Genomic DNA, 19108 nt, shown 5'->3' on the forward strand with positions numbered 1-19108 from the left:
CTAACATCAATAATAGTTAATTCGAACAATGGTTGAGGCGTTAAATCCTCCCGTTTTCACCGTTCCCGCCTTTTTAATGGTTGCACTATAATCACGCGTTACTGATGTGCTTCCTTGTGGTAAACTGCCGAAAAATTGGAAGTAATTGAATTTTATCTGATTACTTTTATCATCCATAATTGTCAAATTGGTTCCATTTTTCAAATCAATCGCATATTCGCCATTTAATGGATCGGTTGTTTCAAAATTGATATTCATCGAGAAGTTATCAAGACAACCTCTTTTCACTGCTTGAACTTGAAAATCCTTTTTAAATTCTTTTCCTTGATTCAATTCTGTGATCATTAACTGGCCAAAATCAATTTGCTGTGATTCTGGGAAAACTTTAATATCCGCACCACATTTTAAGAAACGAATCCCTCGTAACCCAGATATCGAATAGCGTAAGTTTTTCGCTCCCGGTGTCGTATTGATCCCCCCGCTCCCATCAAATTGGAAAACCGTAAATTGGTTATCACCTTCATAATTCCCAGACGGCGGGACCGTACCTGTTACCTTAATATATAAAGTAAATGTGACAGTCACAGTAACGCTTTGCTTGCCACTAATTGGCGGTGTTCCTAAGCTGACTTTTTGTTTATCACGCTCAAGTTGTTCACCTTGATAGTTAGCACCAAGTAGCAACCCTGTCCCTAATTTTTGTGATGTCGGATTAAAATACATATGAACAACGTCAACCATATTACCGAGTACGTTATCGCAATAAACAGTGACTGTTAATGGGTCAGATTGCCAAATAACCGTTCCCGCAGGTGTATCTGAAGGAATCGCTAATTGCCCAACCGGTACCGCAGGTTTAATGACGACTCCAGTCCCAGCTTCAACACAATCTAAAGCAAATGTTTTTGGGCTAATAAAAACGAACAGAAATAAAATATAAAAACCATATTTTTGAATAAACGTGTGTATCATGATTTATACACCTTATATGTAAGTAATATTTAAGGTAATTTGCGTTTTAATATTACCCACTGTTAATTCATTTCTTGGCAGATAGCTCTCTAGCATGGAATAAATCGTAATTTGCTGGTTATCATCAAAATAGATGGGATAACTGCGGTATTCTCCATTAGGAACAATATTGCCATCTTTATCCATCAAACGAATGCCATAGCCATTTAGAATGGTTTTACCACCGAATAAATTGCGGTCTGTACTTTCAGTTGGCTCTGAAATAAACATGATCCGGACAACCGGATCTCTATCATCGCGATCACGTTTTGGGAAAACGCAGTCATCAAATTTCAATTTGATTTCGTGCTTAGGGCTTCTGTCCCCAATTTCATTAAAGTAATTCAGAGATATTGGCCCTAATTCAATATTTTGATCTATCGAGTAAAATGAAATCTTACAAGGTAATGCCACCACATTTCCCGTAAAATTAAGATCACCTCTCATCATGCTACTATCTGCATAAGCTTGGCTGGTGCATAGCGATAGCATAAAAAGACATATTGAAAAGTAGCAATTTCTCATATCTAAAATCCTATTGGCTCTCTTTTGACAACTGGCAGGTTGATGCAGCGCATTGGTAAGTCAACATTTTCATACCACCGTAATCATCCATATACCCGGTATATAACTGATTAAAACTGCTTGATGGCACGGGGACACTTTCTTTAGAAAACGGGGCTATCATGACACTTTCAAAACCAGGAAAGTTTTTCTGGTTGGTATTACTCAGGTAACCAAGAGTCACGTAATATTTAGTTGGATTTTCAATTAATAATTGCCCACCTGTATGTGTATATTTCAGCTCTTTAGCCCATACTTTGTCGCTATTATTTTCGATTTGAGGTGGACGATAAAACATTTTTAGACGACTTTGAATCGCAATCTGGACAACATTTTCCTTATCTGCAACAGGGGGAATTTCGCGCACATTTAAATAGAACAGCGATTCTCTATCTTGTGGAAGAGCGTCAATTCCCTCCGTTTTAATAATTTTTATCTGGTTTTTAGCATTCGGTTCGACACGTTGCATTGGAGGTAAAACGGTAAAAGGTTCAGAAATCTTATTCCCTTTTTCGTCTTCCATCCAAGATTGAGCTAAGTAGGGCATTGTTTTACTTTGGTTGTTAATAACCAAACTCATTGATTTATCTTTGCCTGGAAAAATAATCCGTGTACGGTCGATATTAATCGCAGCAGACGCAACTTGCATGCCGACAAAAACTAATGAAAATCCTAAAGCTACTACATACTTTTTACTCATACATCATTCCTTTATTGGCAAGGGATCAGGACTTTACCCTGATTTTTTTCGGCAATATTAGGTAAATTCAAACTACATTGGTTTGCGCCAGCGGCCCATTTCACTATGTAGCTTTCTTCTGGAACCACACCCGTTAAATAAGCAACGCCACTATCTGCAATAATTCCGACTTCTCTTCCTGTGCCTACTTCAATCACACTGGTACCAAGCGGTGGATAATTTCCATTATTCAAACGGATAATTGCTAGAATACGTTTTCCTTGGTTCGCTTTTATTCTCTGATAACCAATTGAGCCCTCAGTCAATGTTTTACCAATAATGTTGTCATTGACATCCACATCATCAGGTAATGTATTCATATCAATGTAAACATCTGAATTAGAAAAACTATTTAAACTTGTCGCAACACCAATACCAAATCGGTTCGTGACAGATTCTCCATTATCAATAGAAATTCCTGCGACATTATCACTATCAATCATTACCCGAGGTTCGTTGTTAGTCCCGTTACGGTGCATGGCCGCACCGTATTTTGTTGCAGTCATGGAGCCATACCAACTACCGCCGACAGCGCGATATGAATTCACATTTTCTGTCGCATTAACATTTAACACGCCATAAGGCGATGAATATTGATAACTACCACTGATATTTGGTTCTGCACGCCCAAGTTTGTGCTGGTCACCGCCCACACGCATACTCCAGTAGTTGTTATTCTCATTTGCACTGTAATAACCCACTGACTGGCCAAAGCTATGGTCACTATCTGCATATTGGGCGTCATAACTCACTGAAGCCCCGTTTTCGAGTGGCACGGAGAAAGACAGATAAATTTGGTTATCATCCGTCTCTTCATATTTAATTTTATTAAGAGATAATGTGCCGGAAATATTTTTAATTTGCCCAATACTGAATAACTTACTAAAGCTCATCCCAAAGTTTGTTGTCGATTCGCTATTCCAAAATTGACGATGAGAGGCATTAAAATAAACCGTTAAATCCAATGGGCTAATGTATTGATTAAAAGACGCGGTATAGACGTTTTTGTCACGCCTAAAATCAAGCACACCATTAGCTACATCAATGTATTGAGGCATTGTTAAGAATTCTTTTTCAGAAAACTTATAGCCTGCAAATGTCACCTGCGAATTGGTAGATTCAAAACGTTTAGAATAATTTAAACGGTAGCTGTTACCTGAATAAGAGCCAAAATTATCTAAATTTGCATGGGTACGAGTAATATCAAGGGAAATAGCACCAAACATATTCATGTTTTGCCCTATTCCCAAGTTCATCGCTTGATAATTGTTATTATCGACCGTGGCAATTAACCCGCCGAAAATTGATGTGTTACCAAATAAACCATAGGAGACTTCCCCGACAATAAATTTAGGGTCAATTTTCTGTGAGCGGCCAAATGGGTCAGATTGCCCCATGGTAAATTTATAAAGCAGCTGCCCCTGACGCGTTAAAAACGGCAACGATGCTGCTGTTACTTGATAAGTGGTTTTTGAACCGTCTTCTTCCTCAATGGTGACATCTAAAGTACCTTGTACTGCTTCAGTAATATCTTGAACATTAAATGGCCCGGGAGCGACTTTAACTTGCTTAATCACACGCCCATTCTGTGAAATAATCACCATCGCATTTGTTTTAGCGATACCCGTAACCTGAGGCGCATAACCACGTAGTGAAGGTGGAAGCATCCGATTATCACTAAAAATAGACGCCCCTATAAAGCGAAAACTATCAAATAAATCAGTCTTCAAATAAGACTCACCAAGTAAAACCTTTGTCCCCATTTGAGGTAAGGCACGAAAGGCATATAACTGAGTCCAATCAAACCGTTCATTCGTTTTACCTTGAGAACGATTATATTGATATTGATAGTCCGCACGGAAACGCCAAGCACCTAAGTTAACGCCAGCGGTACCGTTACTACTACCACTGAATGTTTCACTGTTATTTTTAGGCGCAGAATAATTAGCAAACAGGTTATAGTCGAGAAATGCTCCCATAATCCCATTTTCCCATTGGGAAGGTGGAACCCAATACGGATCATCGTATTCAAGCCAAGCTTGAGGAATAGAAAATAAGATATTTTGATTCGCTTTATCAAAGCGATAACTAATATCTAAATTTTTAGATAGTTCAACACACTGGCCATTATTATTTTGCAGAAGCTCTTCCTTTATCTTCTTTTTTAATGCAAAAATATTTACCATCTCTGGTGTAACACAGAGTGTTGAAGTATCTTTACTCTCTTCAATGAACTTAATTAAATACTGCCCTGATAGTTTTCTACCATTTAATGTAATATCCGTTAGATATTCGCCTGCAGGAATAAAGTCAGGGTTTGAAAATTGACTCAAATCAATATTATCTCTGTCCTTAGCATCAATAATATTCATATTAAATTCCACTGCATTTGATATTCCCGAAACGGAAAATGCCAACGCAATCGAAAATAATATTTTATTTATTTCAAACTGAGGCAATAGAGACATGATGTTCCCTGTCAAAAAATAAAAGCTAAGAAAGGAAAATAACAGGCAAATATATGCCTGTTATTTTAAATAAAAAATTACAGGTAGTTTAAAGCATAAGTTGCTTGAGAAATGATGCTACCAGTTTCAACTTTACTACCATTTGCTTCAACACGTGCACTGAATGCTAATTTATTTGGACCATCCGCTAATGGCAGCTCAACACTGGTGTCACCAACTTTCATTGTTGCACCATCAGCGTTGATTAAACGAACACCAACACCTTTAGAAGTACCAGTGTTTGCCAGTAATTCTTTAGCTGTAGTATCTGGAGTACCCGTGAAAGTTACTTTAACTTTGCTAACTGCAGGGAAGACAACTACATCGCTAGAATCTTTAACTTCACCTAAATCACAGTTTTCTAACTGGATATTGTATTGAACGCTTTGGCTATATTTGTTACCAGTTTCTAATACTTTATTTGCAACTTGGCCAAGGTCAACGTTAATTGTACCGTCACCTGGGATTGAGCAAGGTGCATTAATAACTTTACCAGTAAAATTGATGATACCACTTCCTTGATCTACAGGTGCTGCGTTTGCAATACCGAATGAAGAAGCGATAATTGTAGCTAATGCAATTTTAGTTAATTTCATTTATATTTTCCTATAAAAAGACGACATACGTACCAATCACCTAATAATCAATAAATTATTAAGTTGATATCTATTTGCTGAGAATTTAATGATAAAAAACATAAAGATTAGGTTTTTATTAAGAAAAATAAAAACGCTATATCTTTATTAGATTAGATGTTTTATTAATTTTAAAACATATTATTTATAATTATCTTATTAATTTCGATTTATAATTAGATTATTCTTAATATTTTAAATTAATTATTTTCTTTATTGATAAAAACATCATCGATAAAAAAACAAATCATTTCAGTTTCTAACGCATTAGCAAGCACGTGCAAATTTTCAATATTGATATTGCACTCACCTCTTTCATAGCGTGAAATTTGTTGCTGACTTACACCAACAAGATTCGCTAATTCAATACCAGAAAGCCCTAAGTGCTTTCTTCTTTTTCTAATCTCTCTACCTACTATCCGATTTACATTTATCATCAACAATAGCCCAAAATAACCTAAAATATTAAATGGCTAAATTATATTACAGATCAAAACCTTTAACATAATGAACAGCACTGCTTATATAACCAAATCAAAGTAGAACAAACCAATTAAAACACGAAATTTGAGTTAATTATAGTTTTCAATATATAAAAGTAAAACTGTTTATAACGATCAATCGAATAAATTAAAGCCATTGAAACCTATCAATATTTCATTATTTTAGTTTTAATTATCTTATAGGATAAAAAACACATTATTCTTATTAGTTACTATTTTAATGAAAATGATTAAATATAACATAACAAATTGATTTTAAAGAAAAATAATTTATTACCATTAACAGTTGTAATAAACAAAAATATGGCGAGGATTTAATTTATAATATAACTAAGACATTTATCATAAATTTATTATGGTATTCATTGATTACTAAGTATTTTTATATACTTATTTTTTATATATTAATTTATTTTTTACATTTTTAATGTTTGCTTCAAAAAAACAACTGCCAATGGTTTTTTTATTTTTATTATTTATTTTAATTAAATTAACAGAGGTTTTTGCTTACTCGCAATAAGAGTTTAGAATATAAAAAATGGTGATTTTTTTTTAATGGCCACGATCTACTCATAAGTAAAACAAATTATCCGTAATAAGAGTAATATCAATATTGATAACCTTCAATAACCCACATATTGAGTAAAAACCAACAGTCTACAACAAAAATAACTCTTAAATAACAATACGTTACATTTATTTCCAATTGTAACAAATCACAAAAGTATATTGCAAACTTATAGGATAAAAATGAAATATAACAAAAATAAAACATAATAATTATAGCTTCAGGCATAATAAAACGAGTAAAACAAGTGTTTTACCTCGCCTTTTCCCAAGAAAATAGTCAAAACGACAAGAAGGAGGCATATGAATATTGTATTTTGCTCATATAGCTTAGGTTAAATTTATGCTTTTAATTCGGAGAATAAGGACTACTTGCATACCTAATTCACTAAATAAGAGTATTTATTGAGGAATAATTAACCAATCACTCTTTAAATAAAGTAGATAATATAAGAATATCACGCTTAATGTGAGGTTTTATTTCGTATAATATAATGCAAATCTATCTTTTTACGTTAATTTGCGTATAAAAAAACTATTTTTAAGTGTTCTTAAAGATTTATTCAATAACTAACCGTTATTGAATAAGAAAATAACTCATTATTTTTTGTTTGAACAACATGGTTTGATCTCCTTAAACCAAGGAGATCAAAATGATGCCAACACAATCACAGCTTCGTGTTGCAACTGTACAGTTCCAACACCGCCCTAGCGACAAACCCTATAATTTAGAACGTATCCATGACTTTATTACTCAAGCTGCACAACAAAAAGTGAAAATACTGGTGTTACCTGAAATGTGTATCACTGGTTATTGGCACGTGCCGAAGCTACCTGATGACGCCGTTTATGCATTGAGTGAAACCTTGCACGATAGCCCATCATTAGCATTGATCCGCCAGCGTGCGATTGAATTAGACATGATTATTGGTGTTGGATTGATTGAAAAAGGGTTAGATGGCAAATGCTACAATACTTGGGTCGCTTGCATGCCAAATGGACAATACCATGCTCACCGTAAATTGCATGCGTTTGAGCACCCAACCATTCATAGTGGAGATAGTTACACGGTATTCGATACACCATGGGGGGTAAAAGTTGGTATTTTAATTTGTTGGGATAATAACTTAATTGAAAACCCACGCATAAACGCACTACTTGGCGCAGATATTATTCTTGCTCCCCACCAAACCGGTGGAACTCATTCGAGTAGCCCTTATGGAATGAAACCACTCAACCTTAGTCTCTGGGAAAATAGAAAACAGAACCCCCAAGCACTATTGGAGGCATGCCAAGGTGAAAATGGGCGAGGATGGCTAATGCGCTGGTTACCTTCAAGAGCTCACGATAATGGCGTTTTTTATCTGTTTAGTAATGGCGTTGGCCTAGATGATGATGAAATTCGCACAGGTAATGCAATGGTGATAGACCCCTATGGCCGAATTGTCAAAGAGAGTTTATTGGTTGAGGATGATGTGGTCATTGCAGATCTTGACCTTAGTTTGCTTCCTACCTCGAATGGGCGGCGTTGGCTTACAGGTAGAAGACCTGAATTATACCGCATTATGACTGAAACTCTGGGCTATGAAACCGATATTCGTAGTGTTCGCTTTGCGGAGCAGAATTCCCCTTATCATAAAGAAAAGCCATAATAGCTAAAGTCAATGACACGCCATAGCATTCATAATACAAATACTATGGCGTCTTCTACTATTAGGAACTGGCTAACCATCATGGATACTCGACTACTCCGCGCATTTATCATTCTTGCAGAAACAAAAAATTATCGCGAAGCTTCATCACGTTTATATATTAGCCAGCCAGCCTTAACGAAACAAATTCAATTACTTGAAAAACAATTAGAGATGACTCTGTTTGAACGTGGACGTCATGGCGCTGTATTGACTCCACACGGTAAAATACTATTTCCCTATGCACAGCAAGTGCTTGCTCACACTACTGAGCTTTTACGTCAATCCGCAATTCTTCGAGAACAACCTCCTGTAAAACTAACTGTCGGATTTGGCATATCAACATTTCACGAAGCGTCCTTATTTGTTGCACGGCTGCGTGAAAAACTCCCTGATATTCCAATTCAGCTGGATGACATGCCTTCTCACGAAATGGAGAAACAGCTACAAACTCATGAATTGCATATTGCTTTTACTCGCCAATTTGCATTTAAAAACACAGATAGCTTAGTGAGCAAAGCATTAAAATTTGAAGTACTTGCTTTAGCCGTCGCACAAAAATCGGCGTCTCGATTATCAGTTAAGGAATATCTAACTCATTTTCCTTTATTATTGTTACGCGCAGAACGTGGCTCAAAGCTTCATCAACAAATTCAGCGCTACCTAAAATATGAAAGCTTATTAATTACGCCTTCTCAGGAAGCAAATGATATTCAAACATTAATTGCACTCGTCGCCGCTGAGGTTGGTGTGAGCCTCTTACCCTATAGTGCAAAAAATATCAGCTCAAAAGACATACGTTTTATTCCGATTCAACATTGTGAACATGCCCAATGGCGGATTGATGTGGTATGGCAGGCTTCATTACCTAAATTATGGCAAAACACCATCCATGAATTAATTGATGAAGTTTATGGAGCATTCTCAAGAGAGAGTGAATCAGAATAACTCCGTAATTCCTATATATTAAACATTTGAACTCTGATATTTATTATCATTATCATCGTAAGATAGGCACATATTGATATGTCTGGTAACCAGTCAATAACTCCCCTTAAAATTATCGCTTCTGGTGTGGCACTTCCTGAGCATAAAATTCTCTCGTCCATGTTGGATGAAAAGTTAAATAAATCAAAAGGGTTTGTCGAAAAGCATTCAGGTATCGAATATCGCTTCCATGCAAGTCATACCGATTCACAAGCCCTTTTAGCCGCCCAGGCGATTCAAAATGCATTGCAGGCGAACCATATCCCACCAAACAGTATTGATATGTTGATTAATGCCTCTGCTATCCCAGTGCAAGCGCTACCGTGTTCAGCAGCGCATATCCTTGAGCAATCGAATTTAAACCAAGGAATTGCCTGCTTTGATGTCAATTCAAGTTGTATCAGCTTTATCACTGCGTTACAGATTGCAGCGGGGCTATTAGCCACCAGCGCTTATCAACGCATTGTGATTGTTTCTGCGGATATCGCCTCGCGCGGTATTGACTGGCGGGATAAAGAGTCATCACTGATTTTTGGGGACGGTGCTGCTTGTGTTGTCGTGGAAAAAGGAGATGGAAATAGCGGAATTATTTCTTATACCCACACCACACATACTGCAGGCATTGATTTTTGTGAAATTCGCGCAGGTGGTACAAGATGCAATCCGCGCTCGGGTATGACCGATGATGACTTCCTGTTCCACATGCAAGGGAAAAAATTGTTTCGCCTCGCGTCTTCTTTGATTGAAGATTTTATGCAACAGGTTTTCAGTGAATCGGGTTTACAGCTTAAGCAAATTGGTACCGTGATCCCACACCAAGCGAGTCACCTTTCTTTAGAGCATATGCGCCAACGTGTCGGGGTAACAACGGAACAATTAGTCGATATCTATAAACATCGAGGGAATCAGGTTGCGGCCTCCATCCCTTCTGCATTACATGAAGCCATTATTACAGGACGTTTCTATGAAAAACCCAGTGCCATGTTAATCGGTACTGCTGCTGGGTTAGCGCTGTGCGCCATGGTATTAGTGCCATGAAAATATTGGTAACAGGCGCAACAAGTGGCCTGGGACGCAATGCTAGTGAGTACTTACTTGAAAGAGGCATTGATGTGGTCGCTTGTGGGCGAAACCAACAAGCAGGAGAACAACTAAGTCAATTAGGTGCAACATTTATTGCTGTTGAATTAGCTGAACTCACCGTTGAAGAAGCGAAAATGCTCATGCCGGGTTGTGATGCTATTTGGCATTGCGCCGCCCTTTCTTCGCCTTGGGGAAAACGCCAAGATTTTGAAAAAACAAATGTTCACGCCACTCAAATATTGGCTATCGCAGCAGGGGAAGCAAAAATCTCACGCTTTATCCATATTTCCACCCCTGCCATTTATTTTAATTTCACCCACCAGCAAAATATTCATGAGTCCACGGTTAATAAACATTTCGCTAACCAATATGCCAGAACAAAGTATTTAGCCGAAACCATGATCGAGCAATGCGTTAGTCAATTTCCGGCAACTCGTTATACTATTTTGCGCCCTCGTGGCTTATTTGGTCCTCATGATCGTGTTTTGCTACCGCGTTTGCTCACCCAAATAAAATCACGCAAGGGAAAACTGGTGTTACCTAATGGGGGAAATAACCATTTTGACCTCACCTATGTGGGAAATGTGGTTCACAGCATGCAGCTGGCGACGTTCAAAGAAACACTCCCTAACGGAGCCATTTACAATATTACCAACCAACAGCCACAAGCACTAAAAAAGACATTAAATCAATTGTTTAATGAACTTAATTTAGAGTGCGAAATTCGTTCAGCCCCTTACCCTTTGCTGTATGCTATTGCCAGTCTATTAGAAGTCATTGGCCGTTTAACGGGAAAAGAGCCATTACTCACACGCTATAGCCTCGGTGCAGCCTATTTCACCATGACATTAGATAACCAAAAGGCACAGCAAGAGCTGGGCTACTATCCTTTATATAGTATGCAACAAGGTGTTCATTTGACCGCAAAATGGCTGAAAAAACAGGAGAACCCATGCTAACTATTCATCAATATGAAGTGGGTTATTGCACACATCCGGGCTGTGTCGCGTTAAAAGGCGCCAGTTTTAAATCTTGTAAATTTCCAGCAAGGGCATGGCTGATAGAGGATGAACACCAGCGTTGGCTGTTTGATACCGGGTATGCCACTCATTTTTATGATCATACGCGCCATGGCATTATGCGGCTATATCGAGCAGTCACTCCAGTGTATTTCGAAAGCAAAGATGCCCTTGTCAATCAATTGGCTAATGATGGCCTAAAACCTAATGATATCAATGGTGTGATTTTATCTCATTTCCATGGTGACCATATCGCGGGGCTACGTGACTTCCCTAATATCCCCATTATTTGTTCAGGAGATGGCTGGGCTAAAACACGCCCTTTGACTGGGTTTGCTGCATTGAAAAATGCCTTTGTCAGTGGACTATTACCAAATGACTTCGAACAACGCACTGTATTTTATGAAGGTTTCCCCAAGGTGGCGCTACCAAATGAATTGCAAATTTTAGGCGAAGGCTATGCAGTTAATCAGCAGAAGACGTTATTGATTGTGCCGCTCCCTGGGCATGCCGCAGGGCATATTGGTTTGTGTGTACTAACTGACTCAGGCTGGATATTGCTCGCAGGTGATGCTGCTTGGTCACCCACTAATTACCGCGAATTGCGTGGCCCCATGGCAATTGCCAATATTATTATGGATGATAAGCAGGCTTATTATGAAACACTGAATAAATTACATGAAATTGATAAGCGCAATGTGGTTATCCAACTGTGCCACGAAGGGGATTTATTGTGATCCTTTCGATGCTTTGGCATTACTGGCGAGCTCGTCATTTGACGTTTCGTAACCGTGGTGAACTGGAAGCTTATCAACAAAAACGTTTAGCGCATTTTAAACGCAAAGTATTAGCGAAAAGCCCCTATTTTCAGCGGTATATCAATCAGCCATTATCTAATTTCCCCATAATGAATAAACAAATCATGATGGATAATTTTGATGAGATGAATACCGCCGGGCTGTTAAGCCAAACACTTCTAGAATGTGCGCAAAAAAGTGAACAATCTCGGGATTTTGCCCCTAAAGTGGGGCGCTACAGTGTCGGGCTATCCTCTGGAACTTCGGGCCGTCGAGGCCTTTTCGTTGTCAGCCCAGAAGAACAAAATGTCTGGTCTGGCAGTATGTTAGCTAAAATGTTACCCCAAGGCCTGTTTAATGGTGAGCGTGTTGCTCTGTTTTTACGCGCCAATAATAACCTGTATGAAAGTGTCAATAACCGTTGGATTTCACTGCGGTTTTATGACCTTTTCGCGGATTTTGACCTGCAACTCAGCGCTCTTGAACAATATCAGCCTTCAATTATCGTTGCGCCAGCCCAAGTGTTATGTACGATTGCTGACGCCATCAACCAGCAGAAAATTCAATTAAATGTACAAAAAGTAATTTCCGTCGCTGAAGTACTAGAACCTCATGACAAACAAAAATTACAGGGTTGTTTTTCCCATGTAGGGGAAGTCTACCAAGCAACGGAAGGGTTTTTAGGCTGCACTTGTTCTCATGGTACTATGCATTTAAATGAAACTTTTGTGCATATTGAGCCTAATTGGCTTGATAATGACCGTTTTTCACCCATTATCACGGACTTTACGCGCAAAACACAGCCTATCATACGTTATCAACTCGATGATGTTTTAGTGGTAAAAAATACACCTTGCCCTTGTGGCTCTCCTGAAATGGCGATTGAACGTATTGAGGGTCGCTGTGATGATTTGCTTCAACTTCCGGGCTATAACGGCAAAATGGTGACTATTTTTGCAGATCCCTGTGTGCGGGTGATTGTGAATCACTTGCCTGTTACTGCTGACTTTCGCTTAACCCAGCAAGGCAACGCATTATATTTACAGGCTGAATGTTCTCTTACAGAGCTATCCCGCTGCCAGCAACAGCTAACACGCTATTTTACAAACCAACATGTTGATATTTCTCAATTAGATTGGCAATTATCCACTGCCACTATTACACAGACACTCTCCGTTAAAAAGCGACGTATAACCCGTAAGGAAGCGAAATGAATGGCAGAGAATTATTCACTCGCTTTATCTATTGCCTACTCGGTTGGGGAACCGTTGGCATTGTTTATCAATATACCGGGCAAGTGACTGGGCAAGCTCATGTTTTATCACCCAGTGAGCTGGATAATGCCGTCCCATTTTCACCCGATGCCATCTGGCTTTATCTCTCCTTTTTTCTGTTTATCCCACTTGGGTATTTTCTCAGCCCTCTAAAAAAAGCTTACTCACTCATGTATGCCATGCAGCTCTGTGCTCTGGTTTCTGGGGCGGTCTATTTGTGGTACCCCACGACTATGCTGTACCACGACTACGATTTATTGGCCTTATCTGGGCAGGCTTTGTCTGCTTTGATTAATATTGATAGCCCACAAAATTTATTACCTTCTCTACATGTCTCATTGACTCTCATCGTGCTCAATGCATTATGGTCAACACAACAAAAATTTCGCACGGTTTTAGCCGTTATTTGGGCGATTACTATTTGTGCCTCGGTATTGGTGCTAAAGCGCCATTTAGTTATTGATGTGGTTACTGGTGCACTCACCGCTTGTGGTGCATTACTGATTGTTCACACAGCGAAATTTGTCTTAAAGAGAAACACTGATGAATGAATTAACCTTTCCGATTGTTTTCATGTTAGCGGTCGTGGTCGCAGAAGGTTTAGTGATCGCCAAAACGCAAAAAGGAACCGTTAGCTGGCAAGAATTGGTGTTCAACCTGAACTCTGGCCATATTATGTTGTGGTTATTTAGAGGGTTAGAAATTTTTTGTTACGGCTTTGTCGTGACCCACTACTCATTCAACCTCGTTGAAAACTGGCCAACCGCACTGGTGTGGGTGTTTGCGATTTTTGCTTGGGACTTTGGTTTTTACTGGCTACACCGCTTGCACCATACCTACCGTGTTCTATGGGCCGTTCATGTGGTTCATCACCAAGGGGAGCACTATAACCTATCATTAGGAGTGCGTAATTCGTGGTATTCATCACTGACATCAATCCCATTCTTTATGCTACTGGCACTAATGGGGATTCCCTTAGAGGTGTTTATCACCGTTTCAATATTGCACTATACTATTCAATTCTTTAACCACAGTGCGCTGATCCCGCGTTTGGGTTGGTTGGAGAAATTTATGGTAACGCCACAGCACCATAGAGTTCACCATGTGAAAGAAGGGCATTATTCCAATCGTAATTTCGGGGGCAGTTTTATTTTTTGGGACAAACTGTTTGGCACATTTTCCAAGTTACCTGAAACTGAACACCATTTTGGTATCAAAGGCGCTCCCGCTTCTGAAAACCCGTTTATTGACAGTAACTTACCTTTTTGGCATATCATTAAACGTCGCAGCCAACCCAAAGCAAAACCCGCACCATTATTTCGCGTAAACCAAATCGCATTAGTAATGGGAACACTTCTCCTATTTAGCTTGGTTATTGGTTACGTCTATATTTATGGTTATGGTTATCAAGGTACAACCCAACAGCAAGTGGTTTTATTTATCTTATTATCCTTAGGTACTGTAGCGCTATCGGGTATTTCAGATGGACGTAAAATTGGCCTGATGAGCTGGTTTTTCATCGCTTGCTTGCTACTAATTTGTATTTTATTTATTTGGCAATGGACAACCCCGTTTTGGGTTATTTTTACCAGTGCACTATGGCTGCATAGTTTGTTAATGTTACTTGGTATAGGCCGAAAACCCATACAGGTGCGAGATGTTCCCTGAGCCGCTAAGGCCACTAGGCTACCAACACCGCCATGACCAAGCGTTCCAAAAAGCATTGAACATGGCCGCTAAACACTATTTACAACAGCGTGCTGATCATCGGTTCGCTGACTTACGTTTTTATTTAAAAAGTCTAGTTTTAATTTTGTGCTGCCTAGGCAGTTACGGCATAGCATTATGCGCTAACACGTCTTGGGCATTTTTTATTTTTTACCCTCTGTTTATCTGTTTCGCATTATTATTAGCCATTAATCTCGTTCACGATGCTTCCCATAATGCAATTTTCAAGCAGGCCAAAGCCAACTATTGGCTCAATTTTTGGGTCACTATTCCGTTGGGCTTAGATCCTGAATGCTGGCGCGTCAGGCATATTATTTTTCACCACGCTCACACCAATATTCGCCATTATGATTTAGATATCGAAGAAAATTTTGTCTTACGGCAAACGCCTTATCAGCGCTGGTACCCGTTTATGCGAGCTCAGCATCTGTATTGGCCATTAATTGCCGCAATGACTTTCCCTGCACTCATTTGGTTCTTTGATTGGATGGATAGATTTCATTTGACGCGCGTCGCCCCTCATATGCGCCATCAAGGCCGTCGTGGTATTGGAGCATTTTTATTGGCTAAGTTACTGCATTTGATTGTGGCGATAGTCATACCCGCTTTTGTTATCACTGATATCAGTTTAGCGACCTTGCTACTCACTTACTTATTTAGCCAAATGTTAGCCTCTCTTATATTTGTTGTATTGATACTTGGCACCCATTGGGCGAAAGCGACTTTTTATACGCCCCCCAAAGAAGGCAATATGCCGCATGGTTTTTATACTCACACTTTTTCAACCACTTATGATTGGCAAACTACACCTCGTTGGTTAACTTATTGGTTAGGTGGATTAAACTTACATCTTACACACCATTTATTTCCCAATTGGAACCACCGCCATTACCCTGCCCTTGCTAAAATCATTGAGCAAACTGCCAAGCAGTTTTCGATGGATTATCATTGTATTAGCGCGAAAGAATTGTTTATTTACCAACAGAAGTTTTTAAAAGAAATGGGAAAGGGTAAGCAAGCGGATGAGCACTGAGCCAAACACCCCAGTGCTTACTTCGCTATATTGATTATCTATCGATAATAATATTTTGATTTATGACGCTTTTTTCACTATTTCCAACCATCTGAGCAAATTTCTCTAATGGGTCAGTCCGAAAAGCATACAAACGTTTGAGGGCAAATGGGTTATCCCCTAATTTGACTTTTCCTTGAATGGTTGTCAGTGCTAAATGTAAGCCAGCTTTTCCCCCCGCGTCCATCGCTGCGGAGTTATATCCACCAAAAGGATAGGCTAAATAGCGTTGTTCCGGTTCGAAGCGACTCAAAATTTTCATCGACCGTTTAAAGTCCAACATAATGGTATGTTCTTTCCGGCTAAATAAAATTGGTGAGTTATGGTTATCTAAACGATGCAAAAAGTGAGTATGAGATTGGATGTTAAAAACGTCTCGGCTATCTTTAATTTCTTGCTTACTCATAAATTGTAAGCCATCCGCTGACCATTTTTGTGGCTGCGTTTTAATCCGGGAAGAAATAATAAACAGCGTTGCTTGCTGGCGGTTATGCCTTAAAATCGGTAATGCATAGCGATAAACTGACTTTAAACCGTCGTCAAATGTCAACACAACAGCCTTACCCGGTAGATTTGCAGATTTATTTAAATAATCTTCCACATCAGCAAGCGAAAGGGTTTGGTAGCCCGCTTGTTTTAAATAATTCATTTGTTCGCGAAATGCTTCCACCAATGTCGTGGTGGATGTTTCACGAAAATGCTTATTTTCATTGTCTTTGAGAATATGGTGATAAGTTAAAATCGGAATGCCTTTATCCAACGAAACATCATCTAAACGCACATAGCCTAGCCTATCCCCAATACGAATGGTTAACCATGCCGTTTTTTCACCTGTTTTATCCGTTTTAATCATTCGCGCTAACACAGGATAACGCAGGTTTTCCCATAAAGAGGCTATTTGCTTACGATTACTTTGAGTTGAGTTGTATACCGCTGTTTTTTGGTGTGTGACTAAATAATCATAAATGGGATTTTGTAAGTCATTTAGCCTATCTACTTCAGGTACATAGCGCGGCTTTTTGTTAGAAAATGATATCGTTTTCACAAATGCGTAGTCATTGCCAAACTGCATCGCACAATAATCCCCTGAGGGAGAATAAGCGTAAAACCCGTGTTCTGCGTTCAGTTCTGCGACAGCGCGCATTTCTCCAGCAATCATCGCAAAAATAATTTCAGGCTGTTTTGTTTGAATTAGCTTGGGAGGGATGTCTGCCAACTGCCAATCATCTGTATTATTGACGATTTCAGAAGCCATAGATTGAGGGAGATAGCTCGTAAATAAAATACACAGTAATAAAAGTAATCGTTTAGACATTTTTCATCCGCTATAACGCTGGGTTTCCGCAATTATTCTAAACCTACTCTAGATTGAACCCCATACCCCAATAAAAATTTTTATTGTCCCACTCTCATTATTATCACGAAAAATAATACTTAAAATGTATGGTTGTTATCTTAACCCCTTAAGTTGTTATACCAATTTAGATATTCCATCGTGATCTATCATACAAAATAAAGAGATCTAGCTCATATTTATCAGTAAAAGGCGCCATCAAGGCACAATCTGTAAATCATTTGACAGTTTAATCCATTTCCCACTGCTAGATTGGCATTCAACCACCTTACAACACCTGGGAACAACAATGAAAATAAAAGAAATTAGTACTTTTATCATGCACGTACCTGTCACTAATGACCTAATTGGTGACTCAACTCACAGTATTACCCATTGGGGAATGCCGGGTGTCATGATCAAAACAGAATGTGGGTTAGTCGGCTATGGCCACACCGGAACACACGCCGATATCACTACCGACCGGTTAATCACCACCATTATTGAAGATGTTTTCGGTCCAATGTTACTCGGTGAAGACCCAACAGAAGTACGTTATTTGCATCGAAAACTCACTCGCAGCTCAACCAATATTTGGGTTGGTCGCGGTGGTTTAATGCAAATGGCAATTTCTGCCATCGACATCGCCCTTTGGGATCTCAAAGCTAAAGCCGCAGATCAGCCGTTATGGCAACTGTTTGGCGGTTCAAAACACAATAAAGTTAACGCCTATAACACCGACTGCGGTTGGTTAGTGCGTAGCCAAGAAGACTTAGTCGATGATTGTAAAAAAATGATCTTCGAAGAAGGCTTCAAAGCAATAAAAATGAAGATTGGCAAACCAGACCCACGCGAAGATCTACAACGTATTGAAGCGGTTCGCCACGCAATTGGCGATGATATCGACTTAATGGTAGATGCGAATGGTAAGTGGGATATCAGTATAGCCAAGCAATATGGCCACCGTTTAAATGATTTTAATATTAAGTGGTTTGAAGAGCCGTTGTGGCATGATGATGTCGCCAGCCATAAACAACTTGCCGCTTATATGGACACACCTATCGCATTAGGTGAATTACTTTATCACAATGATTCGTTTAAGGAATTTGTCTTGGCAGGTGCCGTTGATTACTTACAACCTGACGCCACACGCTGTGGTGGTTTAACAGCAGTATGGGAAATTGCTGATTTAGGTATGGCCTTTAATTTACCGGTGACACCACACCATGGCGATATGATGCAGGCACAATTGCATCTGGTCATGGCGCATCCAGCCTGCTCTTTACTAGAATTCATTCCTTGGACGCTGGACTGCTTTGTTGACCCGGTCGAAGTTATTGATGGTGTTTATACCACACCAACCGCGCCTGGGGCAGGTACAACGTTAAAACCTGAAGCATTAGCTAAATTTAACGTGAAATAATGATCATTCCCTTTTTCAATATTTCATTTCTAACAACATGAAAAAGGGAAATTAATAACAAGAATTATTCATTTTAAATTACTTATTTACACTCTAAATAATTCATGATGCGGTCAACAACACTGCAACTTGAAGTATGGCGAGTATTTTAGCTCTATACTCTACTCTGCTGGTT

General features: G+C 39.0%; 17 protein-coding genes. 10 read left to right on the plus strand and 7 right to left on the minus strand.

Annotated elements, in window-relative coordinates; genetic code table 11:
• Positions 1 to 6: 6 nt before the first annotated feature.
• The 6 genes from PR767_RS03200 to PR767_RS03225 form a co-directional block, all read right to left on the minus strand.
• Complete coding sequence (locus PR767_RS03200; protein ID WP_004907939.1) at positions 7 to 972, minus strand: fimbrial protein; 966 nt, start codon at positions 970 to 972, stop codon at positions 7 to 9.
• A 12-nt stretch (positions 973 to 984) separates the two neighbouring features.
• Positions 985 to 1461, minus strand: a complete 477-nt coding sequence (locus PR767_RS03205; protein ID WP_272519874.1) for a fimbrial protein — start codon at positions 1459 to 1461, stop codon at positions 985 to 987.
• 85 nt (positions 1462 to 1546) lie between these two features.
• Positions 1547 to 2275 carry a fimbrial biogenesis chaperone gene (locus PR767_RS03210; RefSeq protein WP_004907935.1) on the minus strand — a complete coding sequence of 243 codons (729 nt, stop codon included), beginning with the start codon at positions 2273 to 2275 and terminating at the stop codon, positions 1547 to 1549.
• A gap of 11 nt (positions 2276 to 2286) precedes the next feature.
• Complete coding sequence (locus tag PR767_RS03215; protein ID WP_272519875.1) at positions 2287 to 4782, minus strand: fimbria/pilus outer membrane usher protein; 2496 nt, start codon at positions 4780 to 4782, stop codon at positions 2287 to 2289.
• Between the two features lie 77 nt (positions 4783 to 4859).
• On the minus strand, positions 4860 to 5417 hold the full coding sequence (locus PR767_RS03220; RefSeq protein ID WP_004907930.1) for a fimbrial protein: 558 nt from the start codon (positions 5415 to 5417) through the stop codon (positions 4860 to 4862).
• Between the two features lie 239 nt (positions 5418 to 5656).
• Positions 5657 to 5893 carry a helix-turn-helix domain-containing protein gene (locus PR767_RS03225; protein ID WP_004907928.1) on the minus strand — a complete coding sequence of 79 codons (237 nt, stop codon included), beginning with the start codon at positions 5891 to 5893 and terminating at the stop codon, positions 5657 to 5659.
• 1289 nt (positions 5894 to 7182) lie between these two features.
• On the opposite strand from PR767_RS03225, the gene PR767_RS03230 reads away from it, so the two are divergent.
• The 9 genes from PR767_RS03230 (at position 7183) to PR767_RS03270 (ending at position 16138) form a co-directional block, all read left to right on the plus strand.
• Positions 7183 to 8178 carry a nitrilase family protein gene (locus tag PR767_RS03230; RefSeq protein ID WP_042851748.1) on the plus strand — a complete coding sequence of 332 codons (996 nt, stop codon included), beginning with the start codon at positions 7183 to 7185 and terminating at the stop codon, positions 8176 to 8178.
• Between the two features lie 81 nt (positions 8179 to 8259).
• Positions 8260 to 9165, plus strand: a complete 906-nt coding sequence (locus PR767_RS03235; protein ID WP_164529188.1) for a LysR family transcriptional regulator — start codon at positions 8260 to 8262, stop codon at positions 9163 to 9165.
• A 78-nt stretch (positions 9166 to 9243) separates the two neighbouring features.
• On the plus strand, positions 9244 to 10242 hold the full coding sequence (locus PR767_RS03240) for a 3-oxoacyl-[acyl-carrier-protein] synthase III C-terminal domain-containing protein (RefSeq protein ID WP_272519876.1): 999 nt from the start codon (positions 9244 to 9246) through the stop codon (positions 10240 to 10242).
• Entirely contained in the window at positions 10239 to 11246 is a 1008-nt protein-coding gene (locus PR767_RS03245; RefSeq protein WP_272519877.1) for an NAD-dependent epimerase/dehydratase family protein, read from the plus strand. The genes PR767_RS03240 and PR767_RS03245 overlap by 4 nt, the downstream gene beginning before the upstream one ends.
• Entirely contained in the window at positions 11240 to 12043 is an 804-nt protein-coding gene (locus PR767_RS03250) for an MBL fold metallo-hydrolase (RefSeq protein ID WP_272519878.1), read from the plus strand. The genes PR767_RS03245 and PR767_RS03250 overlap by 7 nt, the downstream gene beginning before the upstream one ends.
• Positions 12037 to 13317, plus strand: a complete 1281-nt coding sequence (locus PR767_RS03255) for a F390 synthetase-related protein (protein ID WP_272519961.1) — start codon at positions 12037 to 12039, stop codon at positions 13315 to 13317. The genes PR767_RS03250 and PR767_RS03255 overlap by 7 nt, the downstream gene beginning before the upstream one ends.
• On the plus strand, positions 13314 to 13928 hold the full coding sequence (locus PR767_RS03260; RefSeq protein ID WP_272519879.1) for a phosphatase PAP2 family protein: 615 nt from the start codon (positions 13314 to 13316) through the stop codon (positions 13926 to 13928). Before PR767_RS03255 ends, PR767_RS03260 begins: the two co-directional genes overlap by 4 nt.
• Positions 13921 to 15045, plus strand: a complete 1125-nt coding sequence (locus tag PR767_RS03265) for a sterol desaturase family protein (RefSeq protein WP_272519880.1) — start codon at positions 13921 to 13923, stop codon at positions 15043 to 15045. Before PR767_RS03260 ends, PR767_RS03265 begins: the two co-directional genes overlap by 8 nt.
• Positions 15035 to 16138, plus strand: coding sequence for a fatty acid desaturase family protein (locus PR767_RS03270; RefSeq protein ID WP_004907904.1), 1104 nt, complete (start codon positions 15035 to 15037; stop codon positions 16136 to 16138). The genes PR767_RS03265 and PR767_RS03270 overlap by 11 nt, the downstream gene beginning before the upstream one ends.
• A gap of 34 nt (positions 16139 to 16172) precedes the next feature.
• Here PR767_RS03270 and PR767_RS03275 read toward each other — a convergent pair whose 3' ends face one another.
• On the minus strand, positions 16173 to 17492 hold the full coding sequence (locus tag PR767_RS03275; protein ID WP_272519881.1) for a polysaccharide deacetylase family protein: 1320 nt from the start codon (positions 17490 to 17492) through the stop codon (positions 16173 to 16175).
• Between the two features lie 328 nt (positions 17493 to 17820).
• Here PR767_RS03275 and PR767_RS03280 point away from each other — a divergent pair, with 328 nt between their 5' ends.
• Positions 17821 to 18933 (plus strand): mandelate racemase/muconate lactonizing enzyme family protein, encoded by a 1113-nt coding sequence (locus PR767_RS03280; RefSeq protein ID WP_004907900.1) that lies wholly within the window; start codon positions 17821 to 17823, stop codon positions 18931 to 18933.
• Positions 18934 to 19108: the final 175 nt, after the last annotated feature.

The organism is Providencia sp. PROV223, from assembly GCF_028479245.1.
Lineage (GTDB): Bacteria > Pseudomonadota > Gammaproteobacteria > Enterobacterales > Enterobacteriaceae > Providencia > Providencia rettgeri.